This window comes from Syntrophorhabdaceae bacterium, from assembly GCA_036504895.1.
In the GTDB taxonomy this organism is placed as follows: Bacteria; Desulfobacterota; Syntrophorhabdia; order Syntrophorhabdales; family Syntrophorhabdaceae; genus PNOM01.
Genome location: DASXUJ010000018.1, coordinates 1 through 9,992, shown reverse-complemented (window position 1 = coordinate 9,992; position 9,992 = coordinate 1). Strand labels below are relative to the sequence as shown.

Annotated in this window: 15 protein-coding genes; 10 read left to right on the top strand and 5 right to left on the bottom strand. The window is 50.8% G+C overall.

Features of this window, described 5'->3' with window-relative positions; all coding sequences use genetic code 11:
* Together VGJ94_02260 and VGJ94_02255 are read right to left on the bottom strand one after the other, a co-directional pair.
* A partial coding sequence (locus tag VGJ94_02260; GenBank protein ID HEY3275417.1) for a hypothetical protein occupies nt 1-485 on the bottom strand: 485 nt, incomplete at its 3' end.
* Nucleotides 486-487: 2 nt separating this feature from the next.
* Nucleotides 488-1,300 carry an HDOD domain-containing protein gene (locus VGJ94_02255; GenBank protein ID HEY3275416.1) on the bottom strand — a complete coding sequence of 271 codons (813 nt, stop codon included), beginning with the start codon at nt 1,298-1,300 and terminating at the stop codon, nt 488-490.
* A 451-nt stretch (nt 1,301-1,751) separates the two neighbouring features.
* On the opposite strand from VGJ94_02255, the gene queA reads away from it, so the two are divergent.
* The 9 genes from queA to VGJ94_02210 are packed head-to-tail and all read left to right on the top strand — an operon-like array spanning nt 1,752 to nt 7,458.
* Nucleotides 1,752-2,783 carry a tRNA preQ1(34) S-adenosylmethionine ribosyltransferase-isomerase QueA gene (gene queA / locus VGJ94_02250; protein HEY3275415.1) on the top strand — a complete coding sequence of 344 codons (1,032 nt, stop codon included), beginning with the start codon at nt 1,752-1,754 and terminating at the stop codon, nt 2,781-2,783.
* Nucleotides 2,780-3,916: a tRNA guanosine(34) transglycosylase Tgt gene (gene tgt / locus VGJ94_02245; protein HEY3275414.1), complete on the top strand. Its 1,137-nt coding sequence runs from the start codon at nt 2,780-2,782 to the stop codon at nt 3,914-3,916. Before queA ends, tgt begins: the two co-directional genes overlap by 4 nt.
* Nucleotides 3,891-4,214 (top strand): preprotein translocase subunit YajC, encoded by a 324-nt coding sequence (yajC, locus tag VGJ94_02240; protein ID HEY3275413.1) that lies wholly within the window; start codon nt 3,891-3,893, stop codon nt 4,212-4,214. The genes tgt and yajC overlap by 26 nt, the downstream gene beginning before the upstream one ends.
* 3 nt (nt 4,215-4,217) lie before the next feature.
* On the top strand, nt 4,218-4,571 hold the full coding sequence (gene rpsF, locus VGJ94_02235; GenBank protein ID HEY3275412.1) for a 30S ribosomal protein S6: 354 nt from the start codon (nt 4,218-4,220) through the stop codon (nt 4,569-4,571).
* Entirely contained in the window at nt 4,568-4,834 is a 267-nt protein-coding gene (locus tag VGJ94_02230; GenBank protein HEY3275411.1) for a hypothetical protein, read from the top strand. The genes rpsF and VGJ94_02230 overlap by 4 nt, the downstream gene beginning before the upstream one ends.
* A complete protein-coding gene (gene rpsR / locus VGJ94_02225) occupies nt 4,835-5,101 on the top strand; it encodes a 30S ribosomal protein S18 (protein ID HEY3275410.1) in 267 nt (88 codons plus the stop codon).
* Nucleotides 5,102-5,113: 12 nt separating this feature from the next.
* The gene (gene rplI / locus VGJ94_02220) at nt 5,114-5,563 is read left to right on the top strand and encodes a 50S ribosomal protein L9 (GenBank protein HEY3275409.1); all 450 of its coding nucleotides are present in this window, start codon (nt 5,114-5,116) and stop codon (nt 5,561-5,563) included.
* A 3-nt stretch (nt 5,564-5,566) separates the two neighbouring features.
* Nucleotides 5,567-6,931, top strand: a complete 1,365-nt coding sequence (gene dnaB, locus VGJ94_02215; GenBank protein ID HEY3275408.1) for a replicative DNA helicase — start codon at nt 5,567-5,569, stop codon at nt 6,929-6,931.
* Complete coding sequence (locus tag VGJ94_02210) at nt 6,928-7,458, top strand: CDP-alcohol phosphatidyltransferase family protein (GenBank protein ID HEY3275407.1); 531 nt, start codon at nt 6,928-6,930, stop codon at nt 7,456-7,458. Before dnaB ends, VGJ94_02210 begins: the two co-directional genes overlap by 4 nt.
* A 389-nt stretch (nt 7,459-7,847) precedes the next feature.
* Here the strand turns inward: VGJ94_02210 and VGJ94_02205 are convergent, their stop codons facing one another.
* Genes VGJ94_02205 through VGJ94_02195 form a run of 3 tightly spaced genes read right to left on the bottom strand, consistent with a single transcriptional unit; the run spans nt 7,848 to nt 9,429 of the window.
* Complete coding sequence (locus tag VGJ94_02205; GenBank protein ID HEY3275406.1) at nt 7,848-8,288, bottom strand: hypothetical protein; 441 nt, start codon at nt 8,286-8,288, stop codon at nt 7,848-7,850.
* Complete coding sequence (locus tag VGJ94_02200; GenBank protein HEY3275405.1) at nt 8,278-9,069, bottom strand: hypothetical protein; 792 nt, start codon at nt 9,067-9,069, stop codon at nt 8,278-8,280. Before VGJ94_02200 ends, VGJ94_02205 begins: the two co-directional genes overlap by 11 nt.
* A gap of 30 nt (nt 9,070-9,099) precedes the next feature.
* Nucleotides 9,100-9,429, bottom strand: a complete 330-nt coding sequence (locus VGJ94_02195; GenBank protein ID HEY3275404.1) for a hypothetical protein — start codon at nt 9,427-9,429, stop codon at nt 9,100-9,102.
* A gap of 251 nt (nt 9,430-9,680) precedes the next feature.
* Between VGJ94_02195 and VGJ94_02190 the strand changes: the two genes are divergently transcribed.
* On the top strand, nt 9,681-9,992 hold a 312-nt coding region (locus VGJ94_02190; protein HEY3275403.1), incomplete at its 3' end, for a transposase.

The following is a 9,992-nucleotide window of genomic DNA, read 5'->3' as shown; positions in this document are numbered from 1 at the left end:
TGCTTGCGGAGGTTGAAGTGGAGGAGAAGCGCCTTGTTGTAGATGCTGCACACGATCTCAAGCTCCCGCAAAAAGCGCTGATCGAGCTCGACCGTAAATTTCTTCCCTAATATAAGAAAGCCTATCACCTCGACATCCTTTTTTAGAGGGTAGAGGTAAAGGGTGTGATAGCCGAAGGCATCGTTGACGAGGGAGGCGGAGACCGCCCCGCCGTTTAAAGTCCGTATCGATTCCAGGGATATGTCGTTGAGAGAGTCTTCTATGCTGAAGAAGCCCTCTTTTTCCTGCCCCGATTCATCTTTGAAAATCTTGCACATGTCGAAGAGCGACTCTTCGACAAAGACCTTCGGGATTCTGCTTATGAGGCTATCTTCCTCCTCGAAACAGCTCAACATCCTCATGATAATGGAATAGTTGTTGATAGCCCTTTCGTAAAAATCCCATTGAAAACTTATTGATTCGGATCTCAGATCGTCCTGGCGCATGGCTAACCTATATGCAAAAATTCGATTATTTTTTGCATCTCCCTCATTATCCCATCCTTCTCATTGAGCAATATGTACCCCTCGGGACCGAGATCTTTATTCGTGGAGCCGGCAAAGCTGTCGGCCGCCCGCACTAATTTCACGATGCCGTCGTGCCGGTCTCTGATCCTGGGATCGTGATGATAGCGGATTGCGTGGAGGAACTCTTCCGGAAAACGCCACTTTACACCGATTGCATAGCCGATTTCCTGGTGGTCTATGCCGAACTTCTCCTTTTCCATCGCCTCGAGCGGCTTACCTTTGGTTCGTGATTCTTTGATCATTGCGTGGTAATGGTCCACGCTCATATAGAGTATCGTCTTTCCGATATCATGGAGCAGGGCGATGGTAAAGATCTTTTGGGGGTCTTCTATAAGCATCTTTTTCGAAAGGACCCGGGCGGCGCACGCCACGAGGGCGGAATGCTTCCACAGATCGATCAGGTCCTCCGGTTTCAGCTTCAGCATTTTCAATATATCGTTCATGAAGACGAGGCACGTGACGATCTTCTTTACTTCTTCAAATCCGATAGTGATCATAGCCCTCTGAAGGCTGAAGACATGGACACCCCGACTGTAATAGGCGGAATTGGCGATGCTGATGATCTTTGAGGAGATCGCCTGATCATATTTGATCACGTCCGCAAGGTCGTTAAAGGAAGAGTCGTCATTGGCAATAATTCCCAACACCCGGTCGATCACATTGCTGACCGTGGGTATCACCTTTAACGCCGTCGCTTTACTGAGGAGATCTTCTTTCATGTTGGCTGTAAGCATAGATTGCGCCTATATAATTTTCGTCAATATACTGAATAAGTAAAGGTTTTTTTTTCACAAACTTTCTTATATCCCAAATACGTAATAATAACATCGCATTATAATCAACAAATAAATGTCCTGTTTATGCGGTACGAGCGGTTTGACCGGTCGATTCAGGCTTGAGGACCATTTCATTTTTAGCCTATTTTTGGGTACGGTTTCACGGAGGAGGGTGCTTTTTTACCGCTTTGCGCCGGAGCGCTCCGTCCCGGTGAGATGACGGGAATTCTCCTAAACCATAAAAAAAGTCCCGCGGGCAGAGCCTCTTTTGTCCGCCCTCTGCAAATTTCGAAGCCCGGGCAGGAGGCCGCAGGTTTGTTTTTCTGTACCCTCTCAATCGCCTCATTTCCATATAACTGATTTGATTTGCTTATATTTTTATAATCTGTTATAAAGTAAACTTGTTTTTATGAGCTTAAGGATTGATGACTTTGATTATTTGTTACCCAAGGAGTTGATCGCCCAGCATCCCGAAAAAGAAAGGGCATCGTCCCGCCTTCTCGTCCTTCACAGGAAGGAAGGCGAAGTGGAACACAGAAAGTTCTCCGGGATTGCGGATTACTTTGCCGGGGGAGACGTCCTGGTGCTCAATGACAGCAAAGTCTTTCCGGCGCGGTTAAAGGCCGTGAAGGAGACGGGAGGAGCGGTCGATGTGCTCCTGGTGGAGAGAAAGTCACCTCGCCGCTGGGGCTGCCTTGCGCAGGGTGCAAAAAGGGGTGTGAGGCAGCAGCGTGTTTCCGTCGGCTCCTGGTATGCAGACCTTCTCAGGGATGAAGAGAAAGGCGCCTGGGAGATAGAATTCCTTTATGACGGCGACAGCTTCGACATTATAAATAAATGCGGGGTCATGCCCCTTCCCGGCTATATCAAAAGGAAGGGAGCCCAGGAGCCTGAAGATTTCACCAGGTATCAGACGGTATATGCGGACCCCGTAGGGTCGATCGCCGCACCGACGGCGGGTTTTCATTTTACGGAGGACCTCCTTGAAAAGCTTGAAAGCAAGGGTGTCCATATAGTAAAAATAACGCTCCATGTGGGAATAGGCACCTTCTCCCTTATCAAAGCGGAAAAGGTGGAAGACCATTCCATGCACAGGGAGTATTATTCTTTTTCTCCCGGGACTCGCGCCGCCCTTCTTCTCGCAAAGGAACAGGGAAGGCGAATAATCGCGTGCGGGACGAGCGCCGTGAGGACGGTGGAGACCCTGTTCTCGCGAAAGGGAGATATGCCTTCGACAGGATACACGGACCTCTTTATCTATCCCGGGTTCTCTTTCAAGGCAGTGGATGGAATGATCACGAATTTTCATCTGCCCAGGTCCACACCTCTCCTTCTGGCAGCGGCATTCGCGGGCAGGGATGCCCTTAAGCGTGCCTATGCGGACGCGATAGAGCAGGGGTACAGGTTTTACAGTTACGGGGATGCAATGCTGATACTATGAAGATCATGGAAATTCTGGCTCATGACGGAGATGCGAGGCTCGGCGTGGTGAAGACCGCCCACGGCGACGTGGAGACGCCTGTCTTTATGCCCGTCGGCACGCAGGGCTCCGTGAAGGCCGCTACTCATAGAGACCTGAAAGAAATGGGCGTGAAAATCATTCTCGCCAACGCCTACCACCTTTATCTCAGACCCGGCGACAGCCTCATCAAGGATTTCGGAGGCATTCACCAATTCAGCGGCTGGGACGGCTCCGTGCTCACCGATAGCGGCGGCTATCAGATATTCAGTCTCGGGGTACTGAGAGAGATAAAAGAAGACGGGGTGATGTTCCAATCTCACATCGACGGCTCGAAGCATTTCCTCTCCCCTGAACGGGCAATAGAAATCCAGGAAAATATCGGGGCCGACATATGCATGTGCTTCGATGAATGCGCCCCCTACCCTTCATCCTTCGAATATACCAGCTCCTCCATGGAGCTTACCTCCCGCTGGGCATTACGGTGCAAAGAGGCGAAAGGAAAAAAGGATTCCCTTCTATTCGGGATCATCCAGGGCGGGTTCTATGACGCCTTAAGGGTGAAGTCCGCCCGTGACCTCGTAGATATGGATTTCGACGGGTATGCGGTCGGGGGCTTAAGCGTGGGAGAGCCGAAATCTCTCATGTGGGATATGGTGGACGCCGTGACGCCTTATCTCCCTCACGAAAAGCCGAGATACATGATGGGCCTCGGGTTTCCGGAGGATATCGTGGAAGGGGTGAAAAAAGGCATCGATATGTTCGATTGCGTGATCCCGACCCGCCATGCGAGGAACGGAAGCCTCTTCACTTCAGCAGGAAGGATCAATATAAAGCATGCACGCTACACGAGAGACGCCAAGCCTCTCGACCGGGAGTGCGACTGCTATACGTGCAGGACCTTTTCGAGGGCCTATTTGAGACATCTTTTTATATCCCACGAGCTCACGGGGTATTACCTAAACACTCTTCACAACATATATTATTATATCGGACTCGTACGAAAGATACGGGAAGCGATCCGGGAAAAACGGTTCGATTCCTTTTATCATGATTTCAAAAACAAATGGGAGGGAGGTGACGTACAGGATGAATATCGCGCATGCAATGGGTAATTTAGGCGGCGGAGCGGGACAAGGCGGCAGCAGCAGTCAGCTGATGGCCTTTTTGCCTCTCATTCTTCTCTTCGTGGTCTTCTATTTTCTGCTTATACGACCTCAGCAGAAAAAGGCGAAGCAGCAGAAGGCATTTCTCGAAAACCTGAAGAAGGGTGATGAAGTTGTCACATCAGGCGGTATGTATGGTAAAATAACCGGTATCGCCAATGATGCGGTCACATTGGAGATTGCCGAGAAAATTAGGGTAAAAGTACTGAAAAGCTCTATAGTTATGTCTGTAGGGAAAGGAGAATAAAAAGTGGCAAGGTATGAGAACATAATCGTTATTAACCCTGACTTTTCCAAAGAGGAGGAGGACGAGCTCCTCAAGAGGATTACGACGAATATGGAGAAGGCGAGCGCAACGGTCGCGAAATTGGACGACTGGGGCGTAAGGAAACTGGCCTATCCTATCAAGAAGAAGGATAGAGGCCATTATTTCTTTTACCTTCTCGATATGCCCGAACAGAAGGTTGCGGGACTCGGCAAATTCTACCGGACGGTGGACGGTATCCTCCGCCACATGTTCGTCGTGATCGACGAAGCGAAGAAGGTCCCGGAGAAGGCGCCCGACCAGGTGATCTTCGATGACGGGGAGGGCGACGTGTCGTGAACAAAGTCTTCCTCACGGGGAGGCTGAAGACCAGGCCGGAGGTGGCGTATACACCAAAGGGAGGCAGGATCCTCACCTTTCCGCTGTGGATTGAAGAAGACGGGTTCGCGATCGACGTAATCTATCTGGACCGGCAGGGCACAAGCGACCTCGCGGGGATGACGGGGGCGACGGTGATGGTGTCCGGCACGTTGACGAAGCCAAAGGATAGAGTTGAGACCTTGAGGCTCAAGGCTCATAAAATTATACGGATGGAGGATTAGATGCCAAAACCAGTAACAAGAACACGGCCGCATGATGGAAAGAAAAGAGTGTACGTACGAAAGAGGGTATGCAGGTTCTGCCAGGATCAAAATCTCGAAATCGATTACAAAGACCCGAAGCTGCTCAGGCACTTCATCACGGAACGGGGAAAGATCATGCCGAGAAGGATGACCGGCACCTGCGCCAACCACCAGAGAAAGCTGAAAGAGGCGATCATGATGGCGCGCCATATCGCGTTCCTTCCTTTCACCACACTTTCGAAATAGCGAGGAACGAACATGAAGGTTATACTTGTAGAAGATCTTAAAGGTACCGGAAAAAGAGGTGAAGTCGTGGAGGTCAAGGACGGATACGGAAGGAATTTCCTTATCCCCAAAGGACTTGCCCTGCCCGCCGTGGAAGGAAATGTGGCGAAGCTTGAGCATATGGTGAAGACCGTCGCCAACAGGAAAGCGAAGGAGCTCAAGACCGCCGCAGAGATCAAGGCGCGCCTCGAGGAGGTCACTCTCCATATAAAGAAGAAAGTCGGCCTCGACGGAAAGCTCTTCGGCTCCGTAACCCATAAAGAGATCGCGGAAGAGATAAAGACCGTGGTCGGCCTGGCCATCGACAGAAAACAGGTGAAGATCAGCGAGCCGATCAAAATGACCGGCGCCTTCACCGTTGAAGTACATCTGGGACAGGCAGTCAACGCCGAAGTGAAGATCGAGGTAGAAGCGAACGTATAATACATGGCTAAAGCATTGAAGCGTACCCAGGAGACGAGTCTGAGAATTCCGCCTCAAAACCTAGAGGCAGAACAGTCTCTCTTGGGAGGGCTGCTTATCGATGCGGAGGCTATAAACAAAGTAGCCGACATAGTAGGCCCCGACGACTTTTACCGGGAGGCTCATTCTCACATATATGAGGTCATACTCGACCTCTACGACAGGAATGAGCCCATAGACCTCCTCACGGTCAGCAGCGCCGGCAAAGACAAAGGCATCATCGAACGGATAGGCGGGATCACCTACCTCAACACCCTCGTCGATCTCATGCCGAGTGCGGCAAATATTGCCCAGTACGCGAAAATGGTCCGGGAAAAGGCCCTTCTCAGGAAGCTGATGAATGTGGCTACCGAGATCATAGAAAAAGGGCATGACGCCGAAATGAGCGCGGAGAGCTACATCGACGAAGCCGAAAAGATGATCTTTCAGGTTTCGGAGAGCAAGCTGAAGCCTTCGTTCATCTCGGTAAGGGACATCGTTAAAGAAAATGTAAAGACCATCGAGAAGCTCTCCCAGAGCAAGCAGTCGGTCATAGGGGTGCCCACCGGCTATAAGGACCTCGATGGCCTGACAAGCGGGCTCCAGCCTTCGGACCTTATCGTGGTCGCAGGACGTCCCAGTATGGGAAAGACGGCCTTTTGCATGAATATCGCCCAATACGTCGGTGATCTGGAAGGCGGCGCCAGCCCGGTCGGCATCTTCTCGCTTGAAATGTCGAAAGAGCAGCTCGTAACAAGGCTCTTAAGCTCGGAGTCGCAGGTGGGCCAATCGAGGCTTCGCACCGGGGCCCTTTCCGGGGCCGACTGGCAAGCCCTTGCCCGGGCCGCCGGCAAATTGTGCGATTCCTCCATCTTCATCGATGATTCACCGGGGTTGAGCGTCCTCGAGCTTCGGGCCAGGGCGAGACGGCTCAAGAAGGAGCACGGCCTCTCCCTTATCATCATCGATTACCTCCAGCTGATGCGGGGGCGAAATTCCACGGACCGGAGGGAGCAGGAGATATCGGAGATCTCCCGGTCCTTGAAAGGCCTCGCAAAAGAACTTAATATTCCCGTTATCGCCATATCCCAGCTCAACCGGATGGTCGAGTCGAGGGAGGATAGAAGGCCGAGGCTTTCCGACCTCCGTGAATCGGGCGCCATAGAGCAGGACGCGGACGTTATCATATTTATTTACCGGGACGAAGTGTATAATAAAAATGCGGATGACGGCAATAAGGGGGTCGCGGAAATCATAGTGGGAAAGCAAAGAAACGGGCCGACGGATACAGTGAGGCTCGCCTTTCTCGGCGAATGCGCCGCCTTCAGGAACCTTTACGTGGAAAAATGAATATTCCTAATATCCTCTCCATTTTCCGTCTTTTCCTCACCATTTTCTTCGTGATGGCGGTGAATCAGGGGAGACTGCGGCTCGCCCTCCTTCTTTTTGTCATTCAAGGCGTCAGCGACCTTCTGGACGGCCTTCTCGCGAGGATCCTGAACCTGAAAACGCCGCTGGGCGCCTTCCTCGATCCCATCGCCGACAAGGCAATGCTGGTCTCCGCATATGTGGTGCTCTTTCTCAACGGCATCATGCCCATGTGGATTACCCTGGTGGTATTGATCAAGGACGTGGTCACGGCAACCGGCTTCCTCATCCTCTACCGCATGTTCGGAAAAGTCCGCCTCATCCCGTCCATATACGGCAAATCAAGCACCATGCTCCAGATCCTCACCGTGGTCTATGTGCTGTGGTCGGAGGAGATGACCTACGGGGATTACTTGTTTTATTTGACCGCAGCGGTGACTATTGTGGCGGGTGCGCTGTATGTGGCGAGGGGCATAGCCATCCTAACCAAACGCGAACCCGCGTCGTAGCAGCCGTCTTCTTCCCCATCTCTTCGTTGGCCGCGTCGTCGCTCTCCTTGACGTATTAGAAATACGCCTGCGTCGGCTCCTTCTTGCCGCCTCAACCTGGAAAAGAATACGGCTGCTACGACGCGGGTTGCACCTGCTTACCGGCAATCCTATTTTACTGCAATCTTCGTTGCTGCTTAAAAAAAACCATTCTGAATTAGGTTACAATGAAACTATCCTTAAATGAGGATAGCCGTTCTTGTCGCCCCTGAGTTATTGTCAATAGGAACGCCGTTCACCACGGAGCAATTTGCAGGCGTAGCGTACTCTTTCGAAAGGATACCCTTGGTCAATTCTTTGAGATAAGGGGATTCGAGTGTAATGGCAAAAGGGAGGGGGAAGATCACTGTTTATTTCAGGAGGCGAATTATCCCAAGCGCTGCGTTTAGGAGTAATGCTAAAGCCGCTATCCAAAGCCCAATGAGGGTGTGCCAATTTGTTCTCTTTAGTTGCCTGTTCTCCTGATCTCTTCTTTGGAGTTCTTTGGCTGCATCGAATAACATACCAGGATCGTAGGGGAAAAAGAAGCACTTGTCTTTCCTGTCGGTTATATTCACCCGCTGAAGTCTGTGGTCTTTGTCTGCGCCTGCGCCTTCGTCCCAGACTCCCATCCGGCAGTTCAGACTGAATACTTCTTCGATAAAGCCAAACTGTCCACTGACCGCTTTTTCTCTATCGGATTGCGAAAGGGAGAAAGAGAGGTTTCTGCCGGTATTTGGCTCATGATATTCCTTGGCCAGAAAGTTACAGTTCCTGCACAAATATTTCATGTTAGGTCCTTTATGGGTCATCGCCGCCCGCGTTGATCGGTACGTGCTTTTGTGTGCGTGTAACTGCCTTGTTGACTCGTCTTATTATTCGCGCGGCTGCGCCAGAATGTAGGTCTCGTCTGTATCTTGAAAAGTAATCTTCTACTTGTCTCGCCGCTTCTTGAAATTTCCCCAGCTTAATAAGGCACATTGTGAGTCGGTCAAGCGCATTGACCTCACCTTGTACCCCTAACTCATCAGCCTCCTCTTCAAGTAGTTGACCGACAAGTCCCTTCTCATAGGATATAAACGCGTAGACACGTATAGATTCAATAGCCTGATTGTATATCGAGGCTGCTTTCTCTAAATCACATCTTTCAAAGTCTTTCGCTCGTTGAATGAGTGAGAGGGTTTCAGCACGCAAGCTGTTGCGTCTGTCGAGAGCCTCAAAGTCAGTCTCACGGCCCATATTGAACCAATTGACGATTGTGTCTGAATATTGAGCTATCCAAGCTTCCTCAATATCCTCTACCTCCACGGCGGATAGATTGTCATGGAGTATCTTGACCTGATACTCACTCTTAAGGTGCTTCTCGACGTATCTAGACCACAGTGGGTGGCGATCAGTGGACCAGGCCCTTCTCCCTATCCCTTTGCCTACGTAAAAGACTTGTCCAGAACTATCCAAATGCGCATAGACATAATATTTACGTGGATGTTTCTGATCTGCATCTGCTGCTGGTTTTAGGGATTCTGGAGCTTTGCCTTCATACAACGAAAGCTCAATGCCCAAATTTGCTGTAGGTTTGATTGTAAGCTTCATGTCTTGGCTCTCCAACCTACTCACGACCAATTACCTCTTCAAGAACAACCCGATAACTGCCACAGTCACAGCCGCAATGGCGGCTATGCACGAAATGATTGACCACCTCATGGAAAGTCTTGCACATGCAGCCGATTGTCCAGCGGCATCGGCAGACTTCAGCACTGCCGCAGTCACTTTCTCAGCCTCAGTTTCTAAGGACAACAACTGGCAGATGCGGCGCTCATATTTGGGCTCATCTACAAACTCCCTGACACGTTGTTCCACAGACTCCGGTCCGCCACCGAAATCCTCGTTGAACTTCTGAAATTCCCCTGGCGTGAGTTCCTGCATTCTTGCGCGGTACTCTTCTAATGTCATTATCGCCCCCCATGTCATCAACCGTCTTGCCGCTGGGGACACCAGAGCCAATTTATAGCGCCTCCGTCCCCGCATGAGTTTGTTTGGATACTATGATCTAGGTCTATTCTGGTATTGTGCCACAACAATGTCAACAAAATTCAAGCAAAATCAGGGTATCGAGGGGGACGCCCTTTACTTTTGGGGGCCCGATGGGGACGCCCTTTACTTTTTCACTTTCCCTCCTCCCTCTCCTATGATATATTTCATCCATGCCCAGAAGATCACGCATTGACGCGGAAGGCGCCCTTCATCATATCATCGTGAGGGGCATAGAGCGGGGAGCCATCTTTGAGGACGATATTGACCGGAACCGTTTCATTGATCGACTTTCTCATATTCTCTCGGAAACAGCTGCCTCATGCTATGCCTGGGCTCTTATTCCCAATCATTTTCACCTGCTCCTGAAAACCGGTATAATGCCGGTAAGTCGTGTGATGCAGAGACTCCTCACCGGCTATGCCGTCTCTTTTAACAGGCGTCATACCCGTTCAGGCCATCTCTTTCAGAACAGGTATAAATCC

Coding starts and splice junctions, on each gene's coding strand:
- VGJ94_02200 (HEY3275405.1), bottom strand. CDS start 9,069: ATGAAGCTTACAATCAAACCTACAGCAAATTTGGGCATTGAGCTTTCG.
- VGJ94_02205 (HEY3275406.1), bottom strand. CDS start 8,288: ATGACCCATAAAGGACCTAACATGAAATATTTGTGCAGGAACTGTAAC.
- VGJ94_02195 (HEY3275404.1), bottom strand. CDS start 9,429: ATGACATTAGAAGAGTACCGCGCAAGAATGCAGGAACTCACGCCAGGG.
- yajC (HEY3275413.1), top strand. CDS start 3,891: ATGAATATCGCGCATGCAATGGGTAATTTAGGCGGCGGAGCGGGACAA.
- VGJ94_02210 (HEY3275407.1), top strand. CDS start 6,928: ATGAATATTCCTAATATCCTCTCCATTTTCCGTCTTTTCCTCACCATT.
- tgt (HEY3275414.1), top strand. CDS start 2,780: ATGAAGATCATGGAAATTCTGGCTCATGACGGAGATGCGAGGCTCGGC.
- VGJ94_02255 (HEY3275416.1), bottom strand. CDS start 1,300: ATGCTTACAGCCAACATGAAAGAAGATCTCCTCAGTAAAGCGACGGCG.
- rplI (HEY3275409.1), top strand. CDS start 5,114: ATGAAGGTTATACTTGTAGAAGATCTTAAAGGTACCGGAAAAAGAGGT.
- rpsR (HEY3275410.1), top strand. CDS start 4,835: ATGCCAAAACCAGTAACAAGAACACGGCCGCATGATGGAAAGAAAAGA.
- queA (HEY3275415.1), top strand. CDS start 1,752: ATGAGCTTAAGGATTGATGACTTTGATTATTTGTTACCCAAGGAGTTG.
- dnaB (HEY3275408.1), top strand. CDS start 5,567: ATGGCTAAAGCATTGAAGCGTACCCAGGAGACGAGTCTGAGAATTCCG.